General features: G+C 42.7%; 24 protein-coding genes, 2 tRNA genes, 2 pseudogenes and 1 CRISPR repeat array (1 of these 29 cut by a window edge). Of the genes and pseudogenes, 12 read left to right on the top strand and 16 right to left on the bottom strand.

Translation table 11 applies throughout. The features are described 5' to 3' along the window. Positions 1–6: 6 nt before the first annotated feature. The 3 genes from FTU91_RS03425 to FTU91_RS03435 all read right to left on the bottom strand — a co-directional run bounded on the left by FTU91_RS03425 (position 7) and on the right by FTU91_RS03435 (position 4,300). Complete coding sequence (locus FTU91_RS03425) at positions 7–1,506, bottom strand: carbohydrate porin (RefSeq protein ID WP_180080953.1); 1,500 nt, start codon at positions 1,504–1,506, stop codon at positions 7–9. A 94-nt stretch (positions 1,507–1,600) separates the two neighbouring features. After that, on the bottom strand, positions 1,601–3,109 hold the full coding sequence (locus FTU91_RS03430) for an amidohydrolase family protein (protein WP_180080955.1): 1,509 nt from the start codon (positions 3,107–3,109) through the stop codon (positions 1,601–1,603). A gap of 342 nt (positions 3,110–3,451) precedes the next feature. Further along, positions 3,452–4,300: an SDR family oxidoreductase gene (locus FTU91_RS03435; RefSeq protein WP_180080957.1), complete on the bottom strand. Its 849-nt coding sequence runs from the start codon at positions 4,298–4,300 to the stop codon at positions 3,452–3,454. A 236-nt stretch (positions 4,301–4,536) separates the two neighbouring features. Between FTU91_RS03435 and FTU91_RS03440 the strand changes: the two genes are divergently transcribed. The 3 genes from FTU91_RS03440 (at position 4,537) to phoR (ending at position 7,561) form a co-directional block, all read left to right on the top strand. After that, complete coding sequence (locus FTU91_RS03440; protein ID WP_180080959.1) at positions 4,537–5,226, top strand: TetR/AcrR family transcriptional regulator; 690 nt, start codon at positions 4,537–4,539, stop codon at positions 5,224–5,226. A gap of 240 nt (positions 5,227–5,466) precedes the next feature. Continuing rightward, positions 5,467–6,177, top strand: coding sequence for a phosphate regulon transcriptional regulator PhoB (phoB, locus tag FTU91_RS03445; protein ID WP_180080961.1), 711 nt, complete (start codon positions 5,467–5,469; stop codon positions 6,175–6,177). A gap of 25 nt (positions 6,178–6,202) precedes the next feature. After that, positions 6,203–7,561, top strand: coding sequence for a phosphate regulon sensor histidine kinase PhoR (phoR, locus tag FTU91_RS03450; RefSeq protein ID WP_086196671.1), 1,359 nt, complete (start codon positions 6,203–6,205; stop codon positions 7,559–7,561). A gap of 45 nt (positions 7,562–7,606) precedes the next feature. Here the strand turns inward: phoR and FTU91_RS03455 are convergent, their stop codons facing one another. The 3 genes from FTU91_RS03455 to FTU91_RS03465 all read right to left on the bottom strand — a co-directional run bounded on the left by FTU91_RS03455 (position 7,607) and on the right by FTU91_RS03465 (position 9,725). Next, positions 7,607–8,254 (bottom strand): glutathione S-transferase, encoded by a 648-nt coding sequence (locus tag FTU91_RS03455; RefSeq protein ID WP_180080963.1) that lies wholly within the window; start codon positions 8,252–8,254, stop codon positions 7,607–7,609. Positions 8,255–8,354: 100 nt separating this feature from the next. Beyond that, positions 8,355–8,753: an OsmC family protein gene (locus FTU91_RS03460; RefSeq protein WP_180080965.1), complete on the bottom strand. Its 399-nt coding sequence runs from the start codon at positions 8,751–8,753 to the stop codon at positions 8,355–8,357. 24 nt (positions 8,754–8,777) lie between these two features. Continuing rightward, the gene (locus FTU91_RS03465) at positions 8,778–9,725 is read right to left on the bottom strand and encodes a pirin family protein (RefSeq protein WP_180080967.1); all 948 of its coding nucleotides are present in this window, start codon (positions 9,723–9,725) and stop codon (positions 8,778–8,780) included. 328 nt (positions 9,726–10,053) lie between these two features. Here FTU91_RS03465 and FTU91_RS03470 point away from each other — a divergent pair, with 328 nt between their 5' ends. Then, on the top strand, positions 10,054–11,322 hold the full coding sequence (locus tag FTU91_RS03470) for a GGDEF domain-containing protein (RefSeq protein ID WP_180080969.1): 1,269 nt from the start codon (positions 10,054–10,056) through the stop codon (positions 11,320–11,322). Here FTU91_RS03470 and FTU91_RS16530 read toward each other — a convergent pair. The 4 genes and pseudogenes from FTU91_RS16530 to FTU91_RS03485 all read right to left on the bottom strand — a co-directional run. Continuing rightward, positions 11,323–11,406, bottom strand: a pseudogene (locus tag FTU91_RS16530) (restriction endonuclease); the annotation flags it as partial. 258 nt (positions 11,407–11,664) lie between these two features. Beyond that, positions 11,665–13,233: a glutamine-hydrolyzing GMP synthase gene (guaA, locus tag FTU91_RS03475; RefSeq protein WP_180080971.1), complete on the bottom strand. Its 1,569-nt coding sequence runs from the start codon at positions 13,231–13,233 to the stop codon at positions 11,665–11,667. 273 nt (positions 13,234–13,506) lie between these two features. After that, positions 13,507–13,905, bottom strand: coding sequence for a NirD/YgiW/YdeI family stress tolerance protein (locus FTU91_RS03480; RefSeq protein ID WP_180080973.1), 399 nt, complete (start codon positions 13,903–13,905; stop codon positions 13,507–13,509). 124 nt (positions 13,906–14,029) lie between these two features. Beyond that, complete coding sequence (locus FTU91_RS03485; protein ID WP_166169813.1) at positions 14,030–14,482, bottom strand: DoxX family protein; 453 nt, start codon at positions 14,480–14,482, stop codon at positions 14,030–14,032. Between the two features lie 194 nt (positions 14,483–14,676). On the opposite strand from FTU91_RS03485, the gene FTU91_RS03490 reads away from it, so the two are divergent. Further along, complete coding sequence (locus tag FTU91_RS03490) at positions 14,677–15,309, top strand: DedA family protein (RefSeq protein ID WP_180080975.1); 633 nt, start codon at positions 14,677–14,679, stop codon at positions 15,307–15,309. Here FTU91_RS03490 and FTU91_RS03495 read toward each other — a convergent pair. The 5 genes from FTU91_RS03495 to FTU91_RS03515 form a co-directional block, all read right to left on the bottom strand. Further along, positions 15,306–15,896, bottom strand: a complete 591-nt coding sequence (locus tag FTU91_RS03495; RefSeq protein ID WP_166169809.1) for a LysE family translocator — start codon at positions 15,894–15,896, stop codon at positions 15,306–15,308. The two genes, FTU91_RS03490 and FTU91_RS03495, sit on opposite strands and share 4 nt — an antisense overlap. Positions 15,897–16,116: 220 nt before the next feature. Continuing rightward, positions 16,117–16,506: a hypothetical protein gene (locus FTU91_RS03500; RefSeq protein ID WP_180080977.1), complete on the bottom strand. Its 390-nt coding sequence runs from the start codon at positions 16,504–16,506 to the stop codon at positions 16,117–16,119. 15 nt (positions 16,507–16,521) lie between these two features. After that, entirely contained in the window at positions 16,522–17,358 is an 837-nt protein-coding gene (locus FTU91_RS03505; RefSeq protein WP_180080979.1) for a ParA family protein, read from the bottom strand. A gap of 80 nt (positions 17,359–17,438) precedes the next feature. Further along, positions 17,439–17,831 carry a SirB2 family protein gene (locus FTU91_RS03510; RefSeq protein WP_180080981.1) on the bottom strand — a complete coding sequence of 131 codons (393 nt, stop codon included), beginning with the start codon at positions 17,829–17,831 and terminating at the stop codon, positions 17,439–17,441. 13 nt (positions 17,832–17,844) lie between these two features. Continuing rightward, the gene (locus tag FTU91_RS03515) at positions 17,845–18,159 is read right to left on the bottom strand and encodes a BolA family transcriptional regulator (protein WP_166169801.1); all 315 of its coding nucleotides are present in this window, start codon (positions 18,157–18,159) and stop codon (positions 17,845–17,847) included. 234 nt (positions 18,160–18,393) lie between these two features. Here FTU91_RS03515 and FTU91_RS03520 point away from each other — a divergent pair. Together FTU91_RS03520 and FTU91_RS03525 are read left to right on the top strand one after the other, a co-directional pair. Then, positions 18,394–18,466: transfer RNA gene (locus FTU91_RS03520), tRNA-Gly, on the top strand. A gap of 48 nt (positions 18,467–18,514) precedes the next feature. Further along, positions 18,515–18,590, top strand: a tRNA-Gly gene (locus tag FTU91_RS03525). A 326-nt stretch (positions 18,591–18,916) separates the two neighbouring features. Here FTU91_RS03525 and FTU91_RS03530 read toward each other — a convergent pair. Further along, positions 18,917–19,144, bottom strand: a complete 228-nt coding sequence (locus FTU91_RS03530; RefSeq protein WP_005094613.1) for a helix-turn-helix transcriptional regulator — start codon at positions 19,142–19,144, stop codon at positions 18,917–18,919. Positions 19,145–19,256: 112 nt separating this feature from the next. On the opposite strand from FTU91_RS03530, the gene FTU91_RS03535 reads away from it, so the two are divergent. From FTU91_RS03535 to FTU91_RS03555, 5 genes and pseudogenes are all read left to right on the top strand, one after another. Further along, positions 19,257–19,466 (top strand): hypothetical protein, encoded by a 210-nt coding sequence (locus FTU91_RS03535; RefSeq protein WP_000122748.1) that lies wholly within the window; start codon positions 19,257–19,259, stop codon positions 19,464–19,466. A 19-nt stretch (positions 19,467–19,485) separates the two neighbouring features. Continuing rightward, positions 19,486–20,667 carry a site-specific integrase gene (locus FTU91_RS03540; protein ID WP_005094618.1) on the top strand — a complete coding sequence of 394 codons (1,182 nt, stop codon included), beginning with the start codon at positions 19,486–19,488 and terminating at the stop codon, positions 20,665–20,667. Further along, positions 20,660–20,908, top strand: a complete 249-nt coding sequence (locus tag FTU91_RS03545) for a hypothetical protein (RefSeq protein WP_004895356.1) — start codon at positions 20,660–20,662, stop codon at positions 20,906–20,908. Before FTU91_RS03540 ends, FTU91_RS03545 begins: the two co-directional genes overlap by 8 nt. A 72-nt stretch (positions 20,909–20,980) precedes the next feature. After that, complete coding sequence (locus tag FTU91_RS03550; RefSeq protein ID WP_180080983.1) at positions 20,981–21,547, top strand: DUF1376 domain-containing protein; 567 nt, start codon at positions 20,981–20,983, stop codon at positions 21,545–21,547. 10 nt (positions 21,548–21,557) lie between these two features. Continuing rightward, a pseudogene (locus FTU91_RS03555) lies at positions 21,558–22,309 on the top strand (ATP-binding protein). Between the two features lie 98 nt (positions 22,310–22,407). Further along, a CRISPR array of direct repeats spans positions 22,408–26,761; the repeat unit is 28 nt; unit sequence CTTCTAAGCTGCCTATGCGGCAGTGAAC; it runs 3,952 nt beyond the window's last position.

Below are 26,761 nucleotides of genomic sequence, written 5' to 3' on the forward strand. Positions count from 1 at the left end.
TCAAAATTAAAAGGTGTACTGGAATTGCGCCTGCAATTCGTTAGTGTCTTTTTGGGTGGCAGTCTCAATGTCATAAATGTAGTGATTGAGCTGTAACTGGAATTTGGTGGTCTGGGCAAAAAACAGGTTGAGACCCAGTGAATGAATGTCATATTCACCTATACGGCCACTTGCACTATCGAGATAATCTTTCTGATTTTTATTCGGGTTATAGCTGTCGTAACGGTAGTAACCCTGAACTGATTTCGGCCAGAAATCATCAAACTTGGCATTGGATTTAATGCTGTTATAGAACTGGTCACCCAAGGTATAAAATGCAGTGACGGTATGGCCTTCTGCTTTGGCTTCTTTTATGGCTGGTACAGTCGTATCGATATAATTTGTCTTGCCCTGCAGATATTCATAGGTCACGCCAAAGGGTGCATGGTTGTAATACACGTCAAAACCAAGGCGATCACGTTTGGCTTTGTTGTCGCTAATGCCTGAGCCGGATAATTTTGCTTCGCCTTTAATATAGGACGCACCGAATTTCAGCTCGCGAAGCCAGCTGGCATAATCCACAGGTAAGGTAAATGCCACGCGACCAATATAATCTTTGCTATTGTTGTCATCGGTTTTATTACTGCCATTACCGTTGGTCACCCCAAGCGCGTATTCAAATAGTGGGGCACGATAGTTCGCACCATAGTCCACAAATGGCTTGACATCGCCACGCACAATCAAGCCATTTTGACGGGTAAATAAACCTAGATACGTGGGTGCGGTTGCAGTGCTGATAGTGGGGCGTAAATCTTCCGGAGATTGCACATCCAAGCCGAATGGCAAGAGTTGTTGACCCAAAGTCAGGTTCAGCTTGGGAACTTCTGCACCGCCATTGGTGGAAAATACGTGATAGCGCAGATAAGCATCCAGCAAGTTAAAGTTACTGTTGTTGCTGCCATCATTACGTTTTGAATAGCCGAATGAGGCTTGGTAATCGAGGTTTTTGCCTTCGTTATAATCTTTAAACAAGTTACCGCGCACGCCCAGCAATGCCGTACCCACATCAAAGCTCGATTTAGGCGTATTGGGCGCAGTGTTATTGTCCTGCACATTGGCACGCAGTTGCACCGTACCGAATAAAGTCGTATCGCGGGTCGACTTCACGGTTTGACGTTCATACTGACGAGACTGGTCATATTTATAGTTTTCGATATCGGCACGTAAACCTTCAATATCGTCGGATGTTGCAGGGGTCGCTTCAGCCGTTACGACTTCTTCGCCAGTTTCGCTGTCTTGAGCGGTCAGTTCTTCGCTGTTATCCGCATTCACAGTGGCTGGAACAACTGCTTTTTTTGTGGATGTCGAACTTTGCACTTCCACTGCATTTAAACGCTGTTGTAAAACTTCAATCTGCTTTTTGAGTCCCTCCAATTGCTTGTTGAGAGTGGCATCCTGGGCAAAACTAAAACTCGATGTCGTCGTCAGAATAAATCCAATCGCAACAGTTAAACTCGTCTTTCTCATTGTTACATTCACTTCATCTATTGTTTTAAATACAAAATTTCCCCTACCCCATGCCAAAGGCATGAGGTTGTTTCAATTTTCCAAATAGTTAGGTTTAAGCGGCCTGATTGTTTTTCAGTTTGTGTTCAACTTGCGTTCCCTTGAAGAAATCAGGATTATTCTCGGTATAGAATTGGTATGGATTGGTGAATACCAGGGCCTTGAAGTCTTCTGCCGTAATCGCGCCTTCTTGAACCAGATCCCAAGTTTCTGCCAACGGCTCAGTTAATTCAGGCACATCCCAATGGCCTGAATCTGATGAATAGAGCGCATTAATTTTCTGACCAAATGGATTACCTTTAGGATTCAATGCACCGACAATCGTGCGATCGTCTGCTTCATTGCCAAAATAGAAGTTCGGTACCCAGCGATCCCAAATGTCTTGTTTGTTTTGTATTTTGGCCAAGGCAAAATCATTTATTTCAGCTGGATTTTGCGTCTGGAAACGTGAAGTTGAAGCCACGCCAAATAAACTCTCGATAATCTCAGCTTCATTCAGTTCACGACCCTGGTACAAGGTATGTCCATATTGACGATAGAGCTCTAGCGCCAATTCACGGTTTAGCCGCTCAGGGTTGTACTGTTGCACATGTTCATTACCGCGTTTTTCAAAACGGTCAACCAGATGAGTTAACACATTTTGTCCCCAGGCAGCCCCTGCTTCCAAAAGTGCAATACGAAGCTGTGGAATACGTTCAGTGACACCGCCAAAAAACAAGGCTTTGGCCAATGCTTCAGAGGCATCGGCAAAATGGTTAATGTGGTTAAACATATAATTGCTTGGTGAATTACGTGCCACCCAGCTTTGACTGCCCGAGTGCGTCGACAGGTTAATCCCCAAATCCACACTCTTTTGCCAGAACGGGTCGTAGTCATATTCACTGTCAATACCGAAGAAATCTAACCAGTAAGCATAACGACGCAGGTCTGTATCTTCAGGATATTTCTCTGCAACAGCCTGAATTGGACGACGTACTGCACCCGGAATCAGGGCAGCTTTTAATCCCAACTTTTGTGCAAACTCGAGTTCCTCAATCCCTTCTTGCGGCGTATTCAGCGGAATCGCAGCCACTGGCGTCAGACGGTCGGCATAAGGCTTATAGATGTCGGCATGGAAATGGTTAATTGCACGGGTTAAGGACAGACGCAGGTCATCATTGGATGAATTAATTGGAAATAAAGACAGATTCGGATAGAGCACAGCATAGTCCGTACCGAGTTCTTCCAGACGCTCATACAATAAGCCCGGTAAGGCAACCGTTGCCAAGTCATAAGTATTTTCTGAAGGGAGTGCCCAAAATGGCGGACGGAATAGACGACGGTTTTTACGTTCTTCCGGGCTGGCGTTGTACCACTCTGCCGCTAATGCGTTTAAACCATTACTTTTTAAATGGCTACGAAATACATCGACCACACGTGAACCCCCATACTGCGCAATATAATCCTCCAGAGCCGGACTATAGGCATTGGTATGGATATCCGTATCAATCACCGGATAATCAAGTTGAGAACGTACTTGAGCAGCACGCGATTGTTTTGCCTTTAAATCTTTTAAAATTGTCATGAGATTTACCTAATTTCTTATCATTACACCTCCCTGTTATTACAACAAGCATGCCAACATTTTAAGTTATTGTTTTAATTAAATTTATTACAATTATCCCAACCAGAAATGTTGGTTTTAACGCGATATGTGTGTTGATATTCCAACACTTGCTTATTTAAATTCAGCTGGTTTTTTTATTTTTATTTCTTATTTTTAGATATCAAATTATTTCTGAGTCTCTCCTATCACTTTAATTGACGGGTTAAAACTTAAAAAAGCATACTTTGGAGAGGATTTGAAAAGCTGCATTTCAGCACATAAAAAAACCCGCAATTTGCGGGTTTTTTAAAAGCCGTATTTTTAAGCCGATTTTTTGTTTTTATTGCTTAACTTGGTGGCAAATGCTGTGACACGCTGATAACCGGTCGGCAAAATACGCTGGATTAAATCCAGGGTTTTGGCGTCGTTGCCAATCAGCAGACGGCGCTTGTCTTTTTGCACTGCTTCCAAAATTTGGCGGGCTGCTTCTTCAGGCGGACAACGTAATAATTTATTAAAAGACCTGGCTGATTTTTCCGGATGCATGCCTAAAGACCGGATACTGTCATTCATTTTTGCTGCATTGGCAATATTGGTCCGAATACCGCCAGGATGTACACACAGCGCGCTAACACCGCAGTTTTCAATATCCAGTTCCTGCCGCAAGGATTCGGTAAAACCACGCACAGCAAACTTGGTCGCGTTATAGGCAGACTGGGTCGGCTGTGCGGTTAGGCCAAACAGGCTGGAAATATTGATGATATGCCCTTCACCCGATTGTTTGATTAAAGGCAAGAACTCTTTGGTGCCATACACCACGCCCCAGAAATTAATATTCACAATCCATTCCAGTTCTTCGTAACTCGCCCCTTCCACGGTTGAGCCCAATGCCACACCGGCATTGTTAAAAATCATGTTGACGGAACCATGATCCTGAACAGTTTCAGCAGCCCACGCGCGCACTTCTTCCAGTTTGGCCACATTGACTTTTTTTATCGTCACACGGACATGACTGTCTTTGACCAGTTCAACTGTTTTCGCCAAACCCTGTTCATTGACATCACTTAAAGACAAATGGCAGCCTTGCTTGGCCAAAAGTACGGCCAATTGCTGCCCAATACCCGACCCTGCACCAGTAATGGCTGCGACTTTATTTTTAAAATTTTTCATGAGCTATCCTTATTCAGCTTGCTGCCTCATCCATCTAAACATTTCGATTGTTTTTCTGTCTGGAAGATTGCAGTTCATCCATCCAATATAATTTTGACAATAACAATTGTCAATATAATATATGGTCTATTCCTCCCTGTACTGGAAAAGCTGCTGCTTTGTTTTAAACATAGGTCTAAAGATAAATTATTGTTAATATAAGGCAAAACCTCGATTTCATTCGGCACACCACATCTATGACTGAACAGCACAAAAATTTCGAAGAAAATCAAAATAAACCGGCAAAAACCAAAGAACGTCAATTTAAAGGGATGTCTTTAAGCGAACGTAAACAGGCACGTCGAGAAAAACTGATTGAAGCCGGAATTGAAGCCTATGGTACACATGGTTTTTTTGCAGTCACAGTCAAAGATATTTGTACGGAAGCCAAACTGACTGAACGCTATTTCTATGAATCCTTTAAGAAAAGTGATGAACTGTTTCAGACCATCTTTTTAAAGCTGATTGATCAGTTACAGCACAATGTCACGCAGGCGATTATGCAGGCCTCGACCGATCCGCGGAAAATGATCGAAGCCGGTTTAACCGCCCTGCTCACCACCTTGAAAGACAATCCGGGTATGGCACGGATTATTTATATTGATGCCATGCTGGTTCAGGAGCTGCATAACCAGGCCACCATCCATGAAACCATGTCACGTTTTGACCGTATGATTCATGCCTTTGTGATGCTGATGATGCCGAACATTAACCGCTCTGAACGTGAAATTTCGATGATTTCGACCGGTTTAAATGGCTATGTCACGCAAATCGCCATCCGCTGGGTGGTCAGTGGTTTCAAGCTCTCCATAGAGGATGTACTGTCTTCTTGCAGTATCGTTTTTTTATCACTGCTTGAGACTTTTTCGAAAAAAGAAAAAATATGATTCCGGCACAGCCCTGGTCACCAAACTATCAAAAAATACTCAACACCTTGAATTTAATATATTTATCTAACTGATTTATTTTAAATTCTTGATTGTATCTTATTTTAAATTGTGACAATTTTTTTGCTAAATTCAGTCGAACTACCTATTCTGCAATGATACTGTCATAATTAATCTTTGTAATAAGCCTGTCATAAATATAAAACGGTCCACCGTTTACGTGAAATAGGGTATTGCGCTGTGAAAGATGACTATATATTAATCGTCGATGATGAGCTCCCGATCCGGGAAATGATCCATACCTCGCTGGATATGGCGGGCTTCCAATGCCTACAGGCTGAAGATGCCAAACAGGCCCATCAAATGATTGTGGATCAACGCCCTGTGCTTATTCTACTCGACTGGATGTTACCGGGTGGTGTCAGCGGTGTAGATCTGTGCCGCCGTCTGAAACGCGATGAAACCCTATCAGAAATTCCCGTGATCATGCTCACTGCCCGCGCTGAAGAAGACCATAAAGTACAAGGTCTGGATGCCGGTGCAGATGACTATATGACCAAACCGTTTTCCACCCGTGAACTGGTTTCCCGCATTAAGGCCGTGTTACGCCGTGCCAATGCCCTAAACGGTGAAAAAACTATTGATGCTAATGGTCTGGTACTCGACCCTGTCAGCCAGCGGGTCAGTCATGGTCATAATATTTTAGAAATGGGACCCACAGAATACCGTTTATTGGCCTTTTTTATGACGCATCCGGAACGTGCCTATACCCGTGCTCAATTGCTGGATCAGGTCTGGGGTGGTAACGTATATATTGAAGATCGTACCATTGACGTACATATCCGTCGTTTGCGTAAAGTGCTGGAACCGTTTGGTGCAGACCGTTATGTACAAACGGTTCGTGGTACAGGTTACCGTTTTTCTACCCGCGCAGATGTCGCTTTAGGTTAGTCGTCATTTAGGTCAACTATATTTTATGTATGAACCCTACCCCGTCCCGGAACTTGCGCGAGAACATAAACAGTTTCGTTACAGCAGTTTATGGACTTTTGCCAAGCAAGATTTACGTCTGCTGGCCTTTTTATTGCTGATCGCAGGTTTAATCGGTTTAGGGATTGGGTATTTCTGGATTTTTATTCTCATCGCCCTTACGGTGTTTTTTGCCTTGCAATTGCGTTCACTGTATCTGGTCAATGAATGGATTTCCAACCGTCCTTATGATGTGCCACCCAGTTTAAATGGCATCTGGGGAGCCTTGCTGTTTAATGTCTATCGTTCGCAGCGTCAGGAGCGTATTGTTCAGGCAGAAATGGTCGGCCTGATTGATCGGGCGCAATCTTCACTGGTGGCGCTGGCTGAAGCGGTGGTACTAATTGATGATCTGCACCAGATTGAATGGTGGAATCCGGCCGCAGAAAAACTCCTGGGTATTCAACCGCTAGATCGCGGTCGCAATATTTTAACCATTCTGCGCCAGCCCAGTTTTATTGAATATTTTAACCATATTGACGAAGCACCCGATGGCCTGAAAATGAAATCTTCGGCCTTTGAAGACCATTATGTACAAGTCAAAATGACCCGCTTTGGTGGGGAAAGCCGCTTACTGGTGGCTTATGACGTGACCCGCATGCATAATCTGGAACAGATGCGCACAGACTTTGTCGACAATATTTCCCATGAATTACGTACCCCGCTTACCGTACTCAGCGGTTATATTGAAACCTTTACCGATCAGGAAGATTTAAACCCGCGCTGGAAACGTGCCTTCGACCAGATGCAGGCGCAAACCAAGCGAATGAATGCCTTGGTGAATGATCTATTGCTATTGTCGCGTTTAGAAAATGACAAAAAAATCGCGAAAAACCAGATTATTGAAATGCCAAGTCTGATGAACCAGCTGTTTGATGACGCACAAGCCTATAATGTCGACTATCACCATGCGCTCAATCTCAACATTGACAGTCATTGTGACCTGATCGGTTCCGAGACCGAGCTGGCCAGTGCCTTTAGCAACCTGATTACCAATGCCATTAAGTACACCCCTAAAGGTGGAACCATTACCATGGGCTGGCATGATGACGGTGAACACGGTATCTTTACCGTTCAAGATACCGGCATCGGGATTGACCCCAAACATTTGCCACGTTTAACCGAACGTTTCTATCGTGTGGATAGTGCGCGTAGCCGTCAAACCGGTGGCACTGGCTTAGGTCTGGCTATTGTCAAACATGTGTTGATGCAACACGGCGCACATCTGGAAATTGAATCCAAAGAGAATGAAGGCTCGACTTTTAAAGTCATTTTCCCTAAAGAACGCCTGTACAAACTCTGCTAGACCTGCCTATTTTAACCTTGATCTAAAACAGGCCACCTACCTGTTTTAAGTCAGGCTTTGTTCCTTGAACCTGGCTCGCTGAAAAGCAGGCCGTTCCTCAAGACGTTTCAGATATTTGGTTATATTGGGATATGAACCGGATGTTCTGGATTGAATGGCATCGAGTGGAAACCACATCTGAATATCGGCAAAAGAAAATGTTCCGGCAAAATACTCATGCGTGGACAAGTAATCTTCCAGATAAGCAATATGATCTTTTAAACGCGGATGAATAAATCCCGCCTTCACGCCAGAAGTAATTTTATGTGCCACTGGCTTAATCAGCCAGGGTACACGTTTCGGTACATTGTTCATCACCAGTTGCATCAGCAATAACGGCATTAAGGAGCCTTCGGCATAGTGCATCCAGTAGCGGTATTGTTGCTGGTCTTTTTTGGCCTTCGGCTTAAATTTCTGCGCTGTATCATAACTTTCTTGCAAATGCTGCAAAATCACTGCCGATTCAACAATAGTCTGGTCCTCATCAGTCAAGATCGGTACTTTAGCCAAGGGATGAACCAGTTTTAATTCAGGTGGTGCCGCAAAAGTAGGTAAACGTTTATAAAACTTGACCTGATAATCTTGAGCCAGTTCTTCCAAAGCCCATAAAATTCGAAAAGAACGCGATTGATCTAAATGGTGCAGTGTAATCATTATTTTTTTGACCTCTATTTTTATATTTTGATCATGACCGATCTACTGGAAAAATGACATTCTGCTTTGTAGACAATGTCATGACTATCGGATCATGGATTTAAAGCAGAACCGTCTTAATGTCCAGACTGCGTAACAGTGTCTTGGTGACTGGTGTTTTACTGCTGATGTCTAAAAGTTTTTGTTTCAGTTCATCCGATAAGGGCTGAGCAAAAGACAAGCGACGCTCAATCGATTCTTTACCTTCTTTATTGACATTAAAATCGGCTTCTACAGAAAATTGACCGAGTTCTATATCTTTATGACTGGCATACATGCGCAAAGTAATCATGGTGCAAGAAACCAGTCCGGAACAAATAAAATCATAAGGTGCAGGACCCTGATCTTGCCCGCCCAAGAATTCAGGTTTATCCGTCATAAACTGGTGTTTGCCACTTTTCACTTCGCCTGACCAAGGTTCATCCAGGCTCTGTACTTCTGCATTTGCAATAATGGCCATATTCAAACATCCTGAATTTTATTGTTATTTTGAGGCTCGCATTTTATTGGGGAATGCAGGTGCTTCCAGGCGAGGTCCCAGATAGTCAGGAATGGTGCCAAAACGGTCATCCTGATTCATCCACTGGTCACGGGCTTGGCAAAGCTCTTCCTGAGTCCGCCCGACAAAGTTCCACCACAGTAATATCGGTGACTCGAAAGGTTCACCACCCAACAACAGTACTCGACTGCCTTTATGTAAGCGGATTTCAATTTCAGTCATGCCTGGTTCAAGCACGACCATGTTGTCGTCTGTCAGTTCATGACCGTTGACTTCAGCAGCCCCCTCCAGCACCATAAAACCATATTCAAATTCCGGATTCAGTTGAATTCGGGTGGTGGTGGATTCCTGTGCAGTTAAATCCACACCCAGCAATTCGCTATGCACCGCAACCGGGGACCGGGTTTGCAAGAACTCCCCCACCAGTACGGTAAATTCAACCTGATCTTTTTCCACCACCGGCAGTTCCGGATAATGATCAAAACGCGGCGCCATATTAATCTTGTCATCCGGCAAGGCAATCCAGAGCTGTGCAGCGTGCATATGGGTTTCGGTTTCCGGTGCCACTTCAGTATGGGAAATGCCATATCCTGCGGTCATTAAATTGACCTGTTTGGGACGAATCAGCTGTTTGCTACCCAAGCTGTCGGTATGCATCATTGTACCTTCAATCATCCAGGTAAAAGTCTGCAAACCAATATGCGGATGCGGTCCTACATCCAGACCATCACCTTGAGGAAAAGTCACGGGACCCGCATGATCCAGAAAGCACCATGCCCCAATTAAACGCTTATGGCGACTGGGCAAGGCGCGCTTAATCACCGTGCCCTGTCCAATTTCCGCACTACGCAAAGGAAATTCCTGAATAAAGCGGTTTACGTATTTTTCACAATCGTCCGAATTGGAAAGCTCTGTATAGCTGCTATTGGTCATATGACTATCCTGAATTTCATGAACACGACTGTTCTTGTAAGTCCTACCTATTGTTATCAATCATATAGACTCTTCATCATTCAGCCTATAGTTAAAGTTAGTACGCTGAATACTATGGACAGGACAATATTATTTTTGAAATTTTCTTCATAAAACAAGGCCTAAACGCGATAAATGATTGACTATTTTTACCCTATTCATATGAATTTTATAGGAAAAAAATTTTTTGTCACAATTATAGCGATGACTTACCCAGTCTTCTGTATACAGATATTTTTCCTCAGCATACTATTTCTCCCTGACCAATCTGCTATAGAAGAGGATAATCATGTCCCAAGGACAGCAGGAAAATTTTCATTACTCTGAAAATCAAGAATATAATCATATCGGGAACAATGAAGATAAATATTCCAATATCGGAACTGCCATTTTACCCAAGCAGCTGTGTACGCTCGCCAATCAAAAACAGATAGAACACCAACTAGAACATCCTAGCACCCGTATTCCGGAACAATTTCAACAATACTATCTGGATTATCAAAATAAGCACCAACGACAGTTTTTAAAATGCGTCAATTTTATTGGTCAGCTGACTTTTTTAAGCTATTTCTTTGTCGATTGGGTTTTATTACCGGACATTGGCATGCTGTCCGGTATTGCACGGCTCAGTCTTGTCATCTTGGCACTGTCGGTCAACTGGCTGGCTTTCCGCTACTGCAAGAATATTAAAATTCTGGATAGCCTGCTGCCAGCATCTGTTGCAGCTGCAGCTGCAATATGGCTTGAACTGCTGTATTTATCACATAGTCCCGTTGTGAATACGTATCTCTACGCCAGCATCATTTTTATTTTATTGGGCAATTTATGCATACAGGTATCTTTTCGTAATTCCATTTTTAGTTCCCTGCTGATTAGTGCGGTGATTTTTAATGGCGTATTCAGGTTAGTCAGCGTCCAGGAACTGATTTTATTTTCACTCATTTACGCGCCGGTTTTATTGCTCAGCATGTATATCAGCTGGAATAACACCTTAAATTCAAAACGTAATTTTTTGCGGGTGTTACTCAATGACTGGAACTATTACACCTTAACTGAAATGGCGCATACGGATGAACTGACCCAGCTATATAACCGCCGACAATTTTTACAACTGGCCGAACAGAACATACAGCAATGGCCCAAATATAATTTAACCTGTCTATTGATGTTTGATATCGACTTTTTTAAGAATATTAATGATACCTATGGTCATGATGTTGGAGATGAAGTGCTGCGGGTACTGGCTGATATTACTCGCCGGGAAATGCGTCATAGCGATGTACTGGCCCGTTTTGGGGGGGAAGAATTTATTGCTTTGCTACCCGATACCACACTGGAAGATGCGATGAATATTGCCAACCGCTTATGCCAAAAAATTGAAAGCCATCAAATTTGTGTTAAAGATAAGTGCTTTTTTAATTTCAGTGTGTCGATTGGGGTATCTCAACTGCAGCCGAATCAAAGTGATTTAAACCTGCTGATTAAAAATGCCGATATTGCACTCTACCAAGCCAAGAAAAATGGACGCAATCAGGTGGCGATTTATACCCATGAATAATTAGAAATTATCCTCATCGAAACGGTCTTGGTCTATTTTATAAATATGAAAACTGCGCTCGACTTGCATACTCAAGCCGAATTTAGTGGCTCAAAATATTTATTCCTATTCTTCAATAGATTAATTTTTTAAAATGTAAAAAAGAGCGCCTAAGCGCTCTTTTTATTGGAACAATTCTAGGTTTCTAAACTGCCGCGCGCATCTTGCACAAAATTCAAAGCAATGCTTTTAATTTTGCTCATGGCGTAATTTAGGCAGGAAGCAGTGCTTCCTGAAACCCTGAGAGGTGAAATAACAAAGCACTGCTTTGTCACCTCGCAAGACTTTCAGCTATGCTGAAAGTTACTCCCATTCAATCGTTGCTGGTGGCTTAGATGACACGTCATAAACCACACGTGAAACATCTTTGATTTCGTTCATGATACGCGTTGAAATCTTGTCTACCAGTTCATATGGAAGATGCGCGAAACGTGCTGTCATAAAGTCCACAGTTTCAACGGCACGAAGTGCAATTACCCATGCATAACGACGGCCATCGCCCACTACACCAACAGATTTAACCGGTTGGAATACAGCGAAGGCTTGAGCAGTTTTGTCATACCAACCGCTGGCACGAAGTTCTTGCATGAAGATGTCATCAGCCAGACGAAGAATGTCGGCATATTCTTTTTTCACTTCACCCAAAATACGCACGCCCAAACCTGGACCCGGGAATGGATGACGATAAAGCATTTCGTGTGGCAAACCTAAAGTAGTACCTAAACGGCGTACTTCATCTTTAAACAGGTCACGGATTGGCTCAACCAGTTCAAAGGCTAAATCTTCTGGTAAACCGCCCACATTGTGGTGTGATTTAATTACGTGTGCCTTACCGTTTTTAGTTGCAGCTGATTCAATCACGTCCGGGTAAATTGTGCCTTGTGCAAGGAAATTTACGCCATCAAGTTTACGTGCTTCTTCAGCAAACACTTCAATGAATTCACGACCAATGATTTTACGTTTTTTCTCAGGGTCAACTTCACCTGCGAGAGCGGACAAGAAACGGTTTTCAGCATCGGCACGAATTACACGGATACCCATGTTTTTCGCAAACATATCCATCACTTGCTCGCCTTCGTTCAAACGAAGTAAGCCATTATCTACGAATACGCAAGTCAATTGATCGCCAATGGCTTTATGAAGAAGCGCAGCAACTACAGATGAATCTACGCCACCTGAAAGACCAAGCAATACTTTTTGATCGCCAATCTGTTCACGTAACTGTTCAACACGCAGGTCGATGATGTTTTCCGAGTTCCAAAGATTACGGCAACCACAAATGCTGTGTACAAAGTTAGACAATAACTCGGCACCTTTTGCAGTATGGGTCACTTCCGGGTGGAACTGCACGCCATAGAAACGGCGTTTTTCATCGCTTACTGCTGCAAATGGACAGCTTGGTGTACTGGCAGTCACCTGGAAACCTTCCGGAATTGCACTCACTTTATCACCATGGCTCATCCAAACATTGAGTTTGTTTTCACCATCGTCTAAATTGCCCAGAAGCTGGTCACGAACCAAAACGTCTACCGCAGCATAACCAAACTCATGCACGGTACCTGGCTCTACTTTACCACCAAGCTGTTCGGACATGGTTTGCAAGCCGTAGCAAATACCCAATACAGGTACGCCCAGGTTGAATACAACTTCAGGTGCACGTGGACTACCTTCTTCATGAACACTTTCCGGACCACCCGACAAGATGATACCGTTTGGTTTAAATGCGCGAATGTCTTCTTCAGACATGTCATAGGCATACATTTCAGAATATACGCCAGCTTCACGTACACGACGTGCAATCAGCTGACTGTATTGAGAACCGAAATCCAGAATCAGGATGCGGTCTTCAGTGATTTGAGTATTGGTAGTCATGACAAACAACTATGCAAGGCAAACGAAATAAGCGCTGCATTCTATCATTTTTCGGCGCATTAAGCACACTATTCGCACAAGGCTTTCAATTCGTTGATTGCATTATATTTCTGGCACAACAAGGCACCCGTCAGATGCCTTATTTATATTGCCATTTTTCTATTTTCACGATTTAGATATCCTTCAATTTCATCATGATGGATATCGACCTCATCTGTTTAGACCTTGTCGTATGCTCTCTAGGACTTTGGTGATTAAGTCAAATTTTGCAGCTTAGTTCTGATTATACCAAAGCCATTTATCCTTTGGATTTACCAGTTTTGCTATTTTAACAACATCGATGTTGGTGGATTGATCACTTTGAGTATCCACTTCACCCATGACCTTCACCTGATCACCGGCCTTTAAGCCCATCGGTTTCCAAAAATCATCATCGACATCAATGTCAATTGAACCGGAACCATCTTTGAGCTCAAAATGATCGCCCCGTATTCGTTTGACAATGATTCCAGACAAGGTCACTGCAGTTTCATCTGCCAGTTGTTTTGCTTCTGCAACCGTTACCGCATTTTGGGCAGCTTCATTCACGATCATCTGATCACTTTTACCCGCCCAAGATGCTGTAGAAAACATTACACCAGAGATAAAAATTACCCATAACATTTGCTTCATGACTGACTCCACTTTGGTAGCTTCATCAAGCTTTATTGAAGCAAAATCCTGGCAATTTGTACGCAGCTTTTATGTACTGTGCACAGGTTTTATGTAATTACAAAAAGACCTGTACAAGCTAGAATCAACCTTCTATTTTCCTCAATTCTGGTGATGATCTCTCTAGCATGTCATCTACACTGAATTTACCTGCACCATGCAACATCAAGAACAATAGTCCACCAGTCATGGCAATATTTTTCATCAGGTGAATGGCATCATCCGGTGTCCCGGTGCCGTGGAAAATAAAGCCGCAAATAAAGGTAAAAATGGCTAAGCCCAAAGCAGCCAGGCGGGCCTGAAAACCAAAGAACAAGGCCAGACCACCGCCAGCGACGACCAGGATACTCAAAGGCAGCAGGCTGCCCGGGACACCTTTAGATTCCATATACCCGGCCGTTGCAGTATAAGCATTGATTTTCATCCAGCCAGACATCAGAAAAATATAGGCTATCAATACACGTGCAACCAAAGCGATAAAGGCATCGGTTTGCAGACCTTGCAGCAGATTTTTTATAAAAATATTCGGATTAAACATGAGGTCACCTTTTGATTTTTGTTTTAATGACCTCTTCATCCTAAGCCTGTTTTTATCGGGGTCAATAAATAATTTGTAAGATAAATCATTGTGAAAAAAGGGAAGGATGAAAATGCAATTAATTTTCTTTTTGGTACTGACTTTCATGCCCCAGACTGCTAGGATTTCAGCACATTTTTGCTGTCTGTAGCGCCATGGAACTGCTTGATTTTATCTTACACGTTGATGCCCATCTGCTCGAATTTATCACCGATTACGGCGTGTGGATTTATGCCATTCTTTTCTTGATTATTTTTGTAGAAACAGGTTTGGTGGTGATGCCGTTTCTGCCAGGTGACAGCCTACTGTTCGCAGCAGGAGCCTTAGCAGCATCCACAGGCGCAATGAATCCTTATATTCTGGTCATCTTGCTGTTTACTGCCGCAGTATTGGGCGACACGCTGAATTATCATATTGGTAAATTTATTGGACCGCGTGTCTTTGAAATTGAATCACGGTTCATTAATAAAAAGCATTTAACCTATACGCAAAAATTCTTTGAAAAACATGGCGGAAAAACCATTATTTTTGCCCGTTTTATTCCTTTCGCCCGTACTTTTGCCCCGTTTGTCGCCGGTGCAGGTCACATGAATTATAAATATTTCCTCAGCTTTAATGTCATTGGTGCCATTTGCTGGGTCGGTTCTTTTGTAATTTTGGGCTATTTATTTGGCAATATGCCGATAGTCAAAGAGAATTTTACCCATCTGATTTTTGGTATCATTATTATTAGTGTCTTGCCGGGCATCATTGGTTTTATTCGCCAGAAACTCAAAAAGGCGCATTAAAAGAAGCGAATCACAACAGGTAACATACACATAATCAGCAACATAGCCGATCCTTTATATAACAGATCGGCTTTTATTTGTCTGGACTGACCCGCCAGAATGGCCCGTCCAAAAAACATCCAGAACACCACAGTAGGTAACAGGACCAGACTGAACATTGCAAATACCAAAATAAAATTGGTGGGATTGTTCCAGGTTTCAAGCGGTAAAACACCGGCAGCAAATAATAAGGCTTTAGGATTTTTGAAGGTAGAAAAAAACAGTTGCCGAGGTCGGATCGAAGGATGACGTTGATTATGCTTTTCTAAATCTGATGCTTTCCACAAATGAAAAGCCATCCAACTCACATAAATGGCGCTACAAAAATGCAGGATATGAATAAAGTTCGGCCATACTGGATCACACAAATGAATAAGTAATGCCCACAAATTAATGGCATAAAAATAGCCAAGCATTTTTGCCGGAATAAACAGACTGGTTTTAGCAATGCCTTGTTGATAAGCCGAGCTTGCAAGTAATGCATTGGTTGGACCCGGAATCATCAATACCGCAATCACTGCCAATACAAAAAGCCAACTCTCGATCATACATACCTGATATCACCATCCTGATGGGGCACACCTTATATGAAACCGATAAAAAATGACAAGTATTTCTCGATAAAAAAACATCACCTGATGCGTTTAAAGATTCCATCAAAAAACAACAACCAATTGATATTAATAATATTTACATTGAAACATTTTGCTAATATTTTATCACCCTGCTGTCAGGTACAGCACCTCAACAGCAGGATAAATTGATGAATTATTGAACTTTATTGCGAACAATAATTGGGCAGTTTTTGAATTTTGCCGCCTGAACCACAGCTTCCTGTTCACCCAATAGACGTGCCAGTTCAGTGTTTTTGCTATTTGAAGATTGTCCCATATTGACTGAAACACTCGGAGCGATTCCCCAGCCGCCATGACTGCCCCAACCACCGCCTACACCGACACCCACACCGACGCCAGTGCGTTTTTGTGCCTGCACACCATTGTCGATATATTGCTGAATACGATTATATTCACTTTGCAATTGCTGGCAATTGAGCACTTGATACTGGGTCGGAGAAACATAACTCGGTTTTACCGTCGTTGCACATGCAGCCAATAAAACCGTACTTCCCAAAAGAAGGCTTAGATAAATCGTTTTCATGAGAAATCTCAATACTTATATATGCTCAATTTCATTGAACAACGATTGATAGGCTTGCGTCAATTTATGATCAGTCGCCAAATGGATCAAAGGCTGATTTTTAAGATGCGATTCTTTCATTAAAATGGACGGCGGCAACATGCTGTCTAACACCGGCAAGCTTTCATCTTTCAGCTGTTGCACCACTTCACGCGGTAATTTAGCCTGGGCCTGAAACTGATTGACCACAATCCCTTCAATCTCCAGATGGTCATTGTGATCATCCTGAGTTTCAATAACATTTTCAATCAGAGTTTGTAATGCACGTTTTGAAAATACGTCACAATCAAAAGGAATCAGCACGCGACTGGCTGCAATCAGCGCCGATAAGGTAAAGAAGTTAAAAGCCGGTGGTGTATCGATATACACTCGATCATACTGCCCTTCCAGTTGTTGCAAGGCATCACGCAATTTATAAATCTTGTGTTTTGACTCCAAAGCATGTGCCAGTGCACCCAAAGTCGGACTTGCAGGAATCACATCCAGATTTTTAAAAGGTGATTGGTGCACGTAACGCTCCAGACCTTTATCCCGATTCTTTAAAATGGAACCTATGGCATTACCTAAAAGTCCTTTGCTTTGGGTTGCCCCCAGCACTTCCTGAAAATAATTTTCAATATTGGGTTCCAGCGCCGGTTTATCCACCGTATAGGTCGCATCATCCCCTAATAGATATTGACTAGAATTGGCTTGAGGGTCGAGATCAATCAGCAAGGTTTTTAACCCCTGATGTGCACTAATTGCAGCCAGGTTGACGGCAATACTGGACTTACCTACCCCACCTTTTTGATTAAAAACCACACGTACCAGCATTGGAAGCCCCCTATCATTTATAGTTATCTATGAGCAGTTTAACCTACATGCCTTGCATCCAGAATAATTATGTCTAACAATCAACCAAAATTCGGCTTAATCATGACTAATCCGATAATGGCGATCAGTGCAGCCACTGCAATCATTAAACCTGCGCGACGCTGGATCAGTAAAATACTGTCATCTTTTTTATAGGCTTTGATCAAGGAAGAAAACAGCACCAGAAACAGGATGATCTTGGCATAAAACCATGGTTGTACTTCAAAATTCTTAATCACTAATGAAGTTAGCCCGGTCAAAACAATAATCGTCATGGCAAGATGTTGCCAGGCGACCAGAAATTTTCGTGCCACCGGATTGGGCTGATTGCCGTTGACTCCAACAAATAAAGTAAAAGCACGTGCAAGGATTGCCCCAATCAATAAAGTCACCGCAATCATATGCACAATTTTTACCGTCAGCTGCATATCCATTGTTTAATCTTCCTTATGATTCAGCTTTTGGCGCATGTGCACATTCAGGACTTGACGTGTCTTGTCCTTGCCATTCTGATGGCACAAAAGCATGAATCGCCAGGGCATGAATACGGCTTGGTGCAAGCAAGTCCCCTGCTGCTGCATAAATTTTTTGATGACGTTGCACCAAACGCAAGCCTTGGAAAATGTCACTCACCACAATCACTTTAAAATGCGATTCTTTACCCGGGAAATAGCCGCCATGACCGGATGATTCGTTCACCACTTCTAAATGAACTGGTGATAACTCTTGCAGGCGTTGAATCAACTGTTGTTCTAAATTCATCAAGATACTCCCAAATAGTTCAATTTCTGGCTTCAGTATACCGTGTTCCGATTCAATCTTCGTGCCTGTCCACCCTATCATTCCTGGATTTCAGGATAAAATTTTCTTTTTAAGCCTCTATCTTGTTTATAAAATCAGCAAACTTGCACAAAATGGTTTTATTTTATGCAATTGATGCAAGTTTTTTCACAAAGTTATTGACCCTATTTTTGCATAATGTATTATACACGGCATGCGGGAATAGCTCAGTTGGTAGAGCATAACCTTGCCAAGGTTGGGGTCGGGAGTTCGAGTCTCCTTTCCCGCTCAAAATTTTTTCATTTAGTTTTTTCACTTAAAAAACTTTATAGACTCCGCGGGAATAGCTCAGTTGGTAGAGCATAACCTTGCCAAGGTTGGGGTCGGGAGTTCGAGTCTCCTTTCCCGCTCCAGATTCAAAAAGCCCTCATCGAAAGATGGGGGCTTTTTTTATGTTGATTTTATTATGTTTTTTTAAAAAACCTTCTTCCTTTGTTATTCGATTCAATAAAAAATATTCTTAATGTAATTTGTATTTTGTGACCAAGATGTGACCATGGCGTGCCCACGACAATAAAAATGGCCTCAATTGACCTTAAATGTCCTCAATCGATCACCACTTTCAGAGCTTTTTTGAAGGCAAAAAATCACCCTGTTCTCTTCCAAACAAAGTGTTTTTTACCAAACGATCAAAGATTTGTGACCATTTCACTTTTTGATGTGACCATTTGTGACCAAACTAGCTATTATCATTTTGATTATTATCAATTTTCTTAAAAATCAATAAATCGCCCACTTCTACATCTAATGCAATACAAATTTTATCAATGGTTTCAAAATCAATCCGTACAGATTCATCATTATAAAGTTTATGCAAAGTAGATTTATTAATTCCAGTACTTCTCACCAAATCAGCAACCTTAAGTTTCCTTTCTGCTAATAAAACCGCCAAGTTTGAGATAATCATAAAATTTCCTAGTTAAATCATAAAAAGTACTTGCAACAACATAAAAATATGATAATTTATGTCTTAGGAATAATTTTTCCTAGTTACCTAGTAAAAAATATGAGGCTCTATTATGTCATATACCTATCTCACAGCCCAGCAACTGGCTGAAAAAATCCAGTACGACGCTCGTACTATCCGCAACCAACTGAAGGACAGTGTCTTTATTGAAGGTGTTCACTACATCCGTCCTTTTGGTGGTCGAAAAATTCTTTTTGTTTGGGAACGCATTGAAACTGAAATGCTTAAATTCACCGGTTTAAGCATGGATGCCTTGCAATAAGGCTTAGGAGGTTTAACTGATGGCTACCATCCGGGAACGAAGTGGCAAACTGATTGCCGACTTTCGCTACATGGGCATTCGTTGTAGAGAGACAACCAATCTTGAAGACAATGCTTATAACCGACGCATTTTGAAAAAACGTCTCGAACAGCTTGAAGCTGAAATTACTTTGGGAACTTTTGAATACGAAAAGTACTTTCCAAAAAGTAACCGTGTTGAGGAGTTTAAGGAAAAAAGAAGTCAGCAAATTGCTGTACAGACCAAAGTTCCTCTTTTTAAAGAGTTTACTGAATTGTGGTTTAAGCAGAAACAAGTTGAATGGAGAACCTCATATCAGCAAAAGGTTTCAATTGTGATCAAAAACTATTTGATTCCTGCTTTTGGTAATCAGGTTCTCTCGAAAATCAAGAAGTCAGACTTGCTGAACTTCCGTGCCTCTCTCGCCAAAGTGACACACGGAAAAGATCAAACAAGTCTGAAAGCATCGAGGATCAATCAAATCATGACGCCTTTACGTATGATACTCAATGATGCGGCTGAACGATACGAGTTTGAGTCGCCTTATAAAAATATTAACAATCTGAAGGAAAGCAAGATTGAAGTCACACCTTTTTCTCTGGAAGAGGTGCATAAAATTCTTACCACAGTGCGTGAAGACTTCCGCCCCTATTACACCATTCGCTTTTTTACGGGTATGCGTACCAGTGAAATCGATGGTCTGCAATGGAAAAATATCGACTTACAGCGTCGTGAAATCCATATCAGAGAGGCGTTAGTGAATGGTGTGCTTGGTGGAACCAAAACTTATGGTTCTGACCGCACGATCCAGATGAATGACCGCGTTTACCAAGCCTTTCTCCAACAGAAAAGCTTAAATAATGGTAAATCAGAGTTTGTTTTCTGCAATCGTGATGGTGGACCTCTCGATTATCGTCTGGTGAATAAACGTGTCTGGCATCCGATCTTGCGCTTTCTAGGATTGAAGTCTAGAAGAGCCTATCAAACACGCCATACAGCAGCAACTCTTTGGCTGTCAGCAGGAGAAAATCCGGAATGGATCGCACGTCAATTGGGACATTCAACGACTGAAATGCTATTCCGGGTCTATAGCCGTTACATCCCCAATGTTACGCGCCGCGATGGCAGTGCATTTGAAGCCATGCTGGAAAAACTAAATACAGAGGAGCTTGCACATGAATAGTAAAGCTTTCTTTGGTGGTGTGGTCGTCAGCCCTGAAGCAGATATGGTCGCTCGTGAATTAATCCATGAGCTACACATTCCCAAACTTCACAATCTAGCTTTTTTGTTGGAAATCAATAAATGCTTCGATGATCACCAGGCGTTGAGACTCTGGTTACAGCGAATGTTGGATGAAGGGCAAGCCCATTACGATGACTTGGCCCAACAGGCCCGTCTCCGCTTAATGAGTCTCGCTCACTAATAAAACAAACACAGACAGAAGGTCATCCAATCGATGACCTTAGCCCCTCTATATCTATAAAAAGGTGAACACATGCATAAAGATATTTCAATTTGGATGCCACTCTATATTGGCGACCTACAGGCAAAATTTGCACGAATGACGGCAGAACAAATTGGTGCGGCACTGCTGTTAATGATGGATTTCTGGAAAAATGGTGCCATTCCTCATGACCTAGCTACTGTATGTAGCATCACGAAATTACCTCAGCACACCAAGGCTAAAACTTTGTTGAATACGCTGATGGCTCTGGAATTGTTTGAAGTCGAGTCTGAGCAGATTCATTCAAGTTTTTTAACCAGTTTAAAAAGCCAGGCATTGCAAAATCAGCAAATGAAATCTGATAAAGCTAAAAATGCAGCTCAAGCACGCTGGAATAAATCCGCAAGTAATGCTCAAGCATCAACTAATCAACGAAAAGTAAATGCTCAAGCAGCTCCTGAGAAGAGCCCGAGTATTACTCAAGTCATGCTTGAACCATGCCCTTCATCTTCATCTTCATCTTCATCTTCATCTTCATCTTCATCTTCATCTTCATCTTCATCTTCAAATTTTGAAGAAAAAAATGAGAATTTTTTAGAAAATTCAAAATGGATTTAGGAGATTAGCCATGAATACCATGCTTAAAATGCTCCAGTTTCGCGCAGAAACAACGGAAACACTTTGCCCTACCATCATATACCCCTGATGGAAATTGCAGGTCACAGGCTCTGTAAATTGTGTGCCAAAGAAACCGTCCATCACTCACATGCAGCCTATGAGAATGAACTGCAACAGCGATTGCTACAACAGAAAATTAAAAATTCAGGGCTCAATAAACGCTACCTGGATCGTGGCTTCAAGAATTATGTAATTACATGCCCTGCACAAGACAATACCATCAAGCTATGTCAGGCCTTTGCACAGCAGATTATTTCTGACCACAACCCGAATATGTTGATGATTGGTACACCGGGTACAGGTAAAACCCATCTGAGTGCATCAATTATTCGCAACATTCTGCATAACAGTACAAAATCTGCACGCTACTATACCAGTGCAAAAATTGCTCAAAAAATAATGGATACCTGGTCAGACACTTCACGCTCTGAGAAAGAAGTCATCGACCATTTCTCCAGTTTTGATTTATTAGTAATTGATGAATATGGTCTGCATGACCGGCATGAAAAACGCCTGGAGATGGTGCATAAGGTCTTATATAGTCGTTATGACAATATGAAATCTACCCTACTGATTTCCAATTTCACAGTCCAAAATATGCAGCGGGATTTAGGTGTAAGATTATGGTCACGGTTACATGAAAACAATCTGATTGTAGTACCGTGTTATTGGGATGATCAACGAATAATAGGACAAGCGTAACTCTCAGTTAAGCCAATTATCTTGCCGAGATAATTGGCTTTTATTACAAGAATTACTTACAGAATATCTCGCTTGCATAAGTATAACTGAAAATAATACTTATAAGTTGCCTATACGGCAGTGAACTTTACCTTTTTTATGTGCTATTCACCCTAGATTTTCTAAGCTGCCTATGCGGCAGTGAACGGCGTTTTAACTCAAGAAGAAGTTAAGGCATTCTTCTAAGCTGCCTATGCGGCAGTGAACGGCTCATAACAAACAATCCTTAAAATTTATGTCTTCTAAGCTGCCTATGCGGCAGTGAACGTTTAAAGTTTCTTAATAAATGTGCTGAAACTCTTCTAAGCTGCCTATGCGGCAGTGAACTTTGCCGATAACTCGCTGCATGTCATGATTGTCTTCTAAGCTGCCTATGCGGCAGTGAACTTTCCCACATTACATGCCTGATTTCAGCAGAAACTTCTAAGCTGCCTATGCGGCAGTGAACATGAATATAACTGGTCGGAAAAGGTCGAGTATCTTCTAAGCTGCCTATGCGGCAGTGAACCACGATTAAGACGCTTGCCTAATTCAGTCTATCTTCTAAGCTGCCTATGCGGCAGTGAACTCTGCAACATTACCAGCCAAAACCATTTATCACTTCTAAGCTGCCTATGCGGCAGTGAACAAGCGGTTGAATCAGGAGCCCTTCTAAGCTGCCTATGCGGCAGTGAACTGCGAGTTGTGCTGTCTGCATTTCAATTGAAACTTCTAAGCTGCCTATGCGGCAGTGAACCACTTTGCATTAAGAACTCTACGACTAATATTCTTCTAAGCTGCCTATGCGGCAGTGAACCAAGGTATCGATCAAAATGCTGAGCGTGAGCACTTCTAAGCTGCCTATGCGGCAGTGAACGGTTTTAAGATCAATATCAAGATCATTTTTAACTTCTAAGCTGCCTATGCGGCAGTGAACATTTGCCTATTTCTTGTGGAGATGGATCCTTTCTTCTAAGCTGCCTATGCGGCAGTGAACATACCGCATCTGGGTGACACATAGACGTATACCTTCTAAGCTGCCTATGCGGCAGTGAACCGCTTAACCAGATTCTAAAAGCCCTCACTTGACTTCTAAGCTGCCTATGCGGCAGTGAACATAAAGGAAAAACCCTGATCTCATTAAAGATCACTTCTAAGCTGCCTATGCGGCAGTGAACAGTATAACCATGAGTATAGCAACACTGATATTACTTCTAAGCTGCCTATGCGGCAGTGAACCGTACAATGTAGTGATGTATGTAAGCCACAAGCTTCTAAGCTGCCTATGCGGCAGTGAACAACATAAACCTTCTCTTTGTTTAACTCTTTAACTTCTAAGCTGCCTATGCGGCAGTGAACATGGCAACGTGTCAATATCAAAGCAATATCAACTTCTAAGCTGCCTATGCGGCAGTGAACTTTCTAGTATCGCATCTGTGCTGCTGAATTAACTTCTAAGCTGCCTATGCGGCAGTGAACCTTTTGGTTTATTTCCATAGGCTTTAATCAATCTTCTAAGCTGCCTATGCGGCAGTGAACCGTTCAATCACCTCTGGCATTCCTTGCTGATACTTCTAAGCTGCCTATGCGGCAGTGAACTGGGACTAGCTGAACCAATGAAAGACGGGTCACTTCTAAGCTGCCTATGCGGCAGTGAACGTCTCAAAAATGGATGACGACGTGGTTGAACTCTTCTAAGCTGCCTATGCGGCAGTGAACTGTTATTGATATCGATGTGATACGAAGCAAAACTTCTAAGCTGCCTATGCGGCAGTGAACATGGCGATTACAAAAGCCTATGAGACAGATAACTTCTAAGCTGCCTATGCGGCAGTGAACTCAGATCCTAGATTAACTGATGCTCATAAAAACTTCTAAGCTGCCTATGCGGCAGTGAACAGCCTGAAGCTCGCTTCCGTGATGCTGTATGTCTTCTAAGCTGCCTATGCGGCAGTGAACATCCCGTACATAGACATACTCAGTCTTATAATCTTCTAAGCTGCCTATGCGGCAGTGAACATACCCGGTTTGTTTTTTGTCTTGCCTATTAACTTCTAAGCTGCCTATGCGGCAGTGAACATTACTTCAGGCCAAATTAGTGTGGTTGAGGACTTCTAAGCTGCCTATGCGGCAGTGAACTCCTGTTCCTGCCTGATTAGCTCACTTAGTGTCTTCTAAGCTGCCTATGCGGCAGTGAACTATCTGTAATTGATGGTTTGGGTAAAGCATTACTTCTAAGCTGCCTATGCGGCAGTGAACAGCTACCACATGCGTTAGAAATTGATTACAAACTTCTAAGCTGCCTATGCGGCAGTGAACACACTGCCCTCGCATTTGATTTGTTTAAAAAACTTCTAAGCTGCCTATGCGGCAGTGAACATTCAATATTTCTATTGAATCGCCTTATATCAACTTCTAAGCTGCCTATGCGGCAGTGAACAAAGCCAAGATATGAGCGACCAATGTCATCAACTTCTAAGCTGCCTATGCGGCAGTGAACTCTGACTGTTTGACGGTACGAATCACCCAGACCCTTCTAAGCTGCCTATGCGGCAGTGAACACTCATTTACGCAAAGCACATAACGCTAAATGCTTCTAAGCTGCCTATGCGGCAGTGAACATGTCAATATTTGAACCTGCTGCGCTGCTTAACTTCTAAGCTGCCTATGCGGCAGTGAACCCTCTTTTTGACCCAAAAGCAAAGATTTTAAACTTCTAAGCTGCCTATGCGGCAGTGAACGTGGTAAAAGCCAGCAAGAAATTAACGATCTCCTTCTAAGCTGCCTATGCGGCAGTGAACATGATTCAGATGATTTCGGGAAAAAATTGCTTCTTCTAAGCTGCCTATGCGGCAGTGAACTCATGCTTGGGCGAGTACACCCTTTAAATAATCTTCTAAGCTGCCTATGCGGCAGTGAACATCATGCTCACTGGCAATGCGTTCCACTGAACCTTCTAAGCTGCCTATGCGGCAGTGAACATGAATCAGTATGGTGTAAGTGGTATTGTTGTCTTCTAAGCTGCCTATGCGGCAGTGAACAAGCAATTGAAGGATACAGGACTAAATATTATCTTCTAAGCTGCCTATGCGGCAGTGAACAGAAAGCCCATTCTTCATCGTTATTCATTGCTTCTTCTAAGCTGCCTATGCGGCAGTGAACATAAGGTCATGTATTCTTTATAATTGGAGATTCTTCTAAGCTGCCTATGCGGCAGTGAACAGAGCGAGCAATTTAGTTTTTGAGTATTTTAATCTTCTAAGCTGCCTATGCGGCAGTGAACAATGCATCCCTCCGCGGGGTCCAATTCTTGAACTTCTAAGCTGCCTATGCGGCAGTGAACGAAGGTAAAGCTTTATTCAATGAGCAAGATTTCTTCTAAGCTGCCTATGCGGCAGTGAACCTGCGCACCGGTGACCTTGTTTTACCGTCTCACTTCTAAGCTGCCTATGCGGCAGTGAACATCTTCAAATCTTCCCGGGCAAATGATTTACTCTTCTAAGCTGCCTATGCGGCAGTGAACACGTGGATATTTATTCCGTTCAACAATTGCTTCTTCTAAGCTGCCTATGCGGCAGTGAACCACTACTTGAACACTGTTCAAAGCAGCGTGCACTTCTAAGCTGCCTATGCGGCAGTGAACATAAAAATGAGTGGTGCAAGCCCGGATGGTTTCTTCTAAGCTGCCTATGCGGCAGTGAACATGGACAGCCAACAAGCGCAAGCTATTCCATTCTTCTAAGCTGCCTATGCGGCAGTGAACTACCCAGCTTACATTCACCAGATGTGAGTTTCCTTCTAAGCTGCCTATGCGGCAGTGAACGGCAATAAAAAACCCCGATCTAATTAAAGAACCTTCTAAGCTGCCTATGCGGCAGTGAACCAGTTGTTGCAGCAGATACAGGTTCAGTTGGCCTTCTAAGCTGCCTATGCGGCAGTGAACGATGAGTTCAACAAGAAAATTGCAGAACTCAACTTCTAAGCTGCCTATGCGGCAGTGAACCGGGATCTGCTCAACCAACATTTAAAAAACAACTTCTAAGCTGCCTATGCGGCAGTGAACGCTTCGGTGTCAAAGAGTCAGCAACCTTCAAACTTCTAAGCTGCCTATGCGGCAGTGAACTGGCTGCAATGCGTATCGAATCGCATCAATATCTTCTAAGCTGCCTATGCGGCAGTGAACCTGACTGTCCACTTCGGTAGTCGGGCAAGATACTTCTAAGCTGCCTATGCGGCAGTGAACTATTTACCTGCGCGCAAGTTTTTCAGCATGGACTTCTAAGCTGCCTATGCGGCAGTGAACGTGTATATGATGCGTTGCAAAACCCTGTAAGACTTCTAAGCTGCCTATGCGGCAGTGAACTCCTGACGAATGGTAAATTCACCAATAACTAAACTTCTAAGCTGCCTATGCGGCAGTGAACCCACTTTCTC

The organism is Acinetobacter sp. YH12201 (assembly GCF_013418145.1).
Taxonomy (GTDB): Bacteria; Pseudomonadota; Gammaproteobacteria; order Pseudomonadales; family Moraxellaceae; genus Acinetobacter.

Coding starts and splice junctions, on each gene's coding strand:
- FTU91_RS03485 (WP_166169813.1), bottom strand. CDS start 14,482: ATGTTTAATCCGAATATTTTTATAAAAAATCTGCTGCAAGGTCTGCAA.
- FTU91_RS03455 (WP_180080963.1), bottom strand. CDS start 8,254: ATGATTACACTGCACCATTTAGATCAATCGCGTTCTTTTCGAATTTTA.
- FTU91_RS03535 (WP_000122748.1), top strand. CDS start 19,257: ATGTCATATACCTATCTCACAGCCCAGCAACTGGCTGAAAAAATCCAG.
- FTU91_RS03465 (WP_180080967.1), bottom strand. CDS start 9,725: ATGACCAATAGCAGCTATACAGAGCTTTCCAATTCGGACGATTGTGAA.
- FTU91_RS03440 (WP_180080959.1), top strand. CDS start 4,537: ATGACTGAACAGCACAAAAATTTCGAAGAAAATCAAAATAAACCGGCA.
- FTU91_RS03545 (WP_004895356.1), top strand. CDS start 20,660: ATGAATAGTAAAGCTTTCTTTGGTGGTGTGGTCGTCAGCCCTGAAGCA.
- FTU91_RS03495 (WP_166169809.1), bottom strand. CDS start 15,896: ATGATCGAGAGTTGGCTTTTTGTATTGGCAGTGATTGCGGTATTGATG.
- FTU91_RS03470 (WP_180080969.1), top strand. CDS start 10,054: ATGTCCCAAGGACAGCAGGAAAATTTTCATTACTCTGAAAATCAAGAA.
- FTU91_RS03460 (WP_180080965.1), bottom strand. CDS start 8,753: ATGGCCATTATTGCAAATGCAGAAGTACAGAGCCTGGATGAACCTTGG.
- FTU91_RS03530 (WP_005094613.1), bottom strand. CDS start 19,144: ATGATTATCTCAAACTTGGCGGTTTTATTAGCAGAAAGGAAACTTAAG.
- FTU91_RS03515 (WP_166169801.1), bottom strand. CDS start 18,159: ATGAATTTAGAACAACAGTTGATTCAACGCCTGCAAGAGTTATCACCA.
- FTU91_RS03500 (WP_180080977.1), bottom strand. CDS start 16,506: ATGAAAACGATTTATCTAAGCCTTCTTTTGGGAAGTACGGTTTTATTG.
- FTU91_RS03550 (WP_180080983.1), top strand. CDS start 20,981: ATGCATAAAGATATTTCAATTTGGATGCCACTCTATATTGGCGACCTA.
- FTU91_RS03490 (WP_180080975.1), top strand. CDS start 14,677: ATGGAACTGCTTGATTTTATCTTACACGTTGATGCCCATCTGCTCGAA.
- FTU91_RS03430 (WP_180080955.1), bottom strand. CDS start 3,109: ATGACAATTTTAAAAGATTTAAAGGCAAAACAATCGCGTGCTGCTCAA.
- FTU91_RS03435 (WP_180080957.1), bottom strand. CDS start 4,300: ATGAAAAATTTTAAAAATAAAGTCGCAGCCATTACTGGTGCAGGGTCG.
- guaA (WP_180080971.1), bottom strand. CDS start 13,233: ATGACTACCAATACTCAAATCACTGAAGACCGCATCCTGATTCTGGAT.
- FTU91_RS03510 (WP_180080981.1), bottom strand. CDS start 17,831: ATGGATATGCAGCTGACGGTAAAAATTGTGCATATGATTGCGGTGACT.
- phoR (WP_086196671.1), top strand. CDS start 6,203: ATGTATGAACCCTACCCCGTCCCGGAACTTGCGCGAGAACATAAACAG.
- FTU91_RS03505 (WP_180080979.1), bottom strand. CDS start 17,358: ATGCTGGTACGTGTGGTTTTTAATCAAAAAGGTGGGGTAGGTAAGTCC.
- FTU91_RS03540 (WP_005094618.1), top strand. CDS start 19,486: ATGGCTACCATCCGGGAACGAAGTGGCAAACTGATTGCCGACTTTCGC.
- FTU91_RS03425 (WP_180080953.1), bottom strand. CDS start 1,506: ATGAGAAAGACGAGTTTAACTGTTGCGATTGGATTTATTCTGACGACG.
- FTU91_RS03480 (WP_180080973.1), bottom strand. CDS start 13,905: ATGAAGCAAATGTTATGGGTAATTTTTATCTCTGGTGTAATGTTTTCT.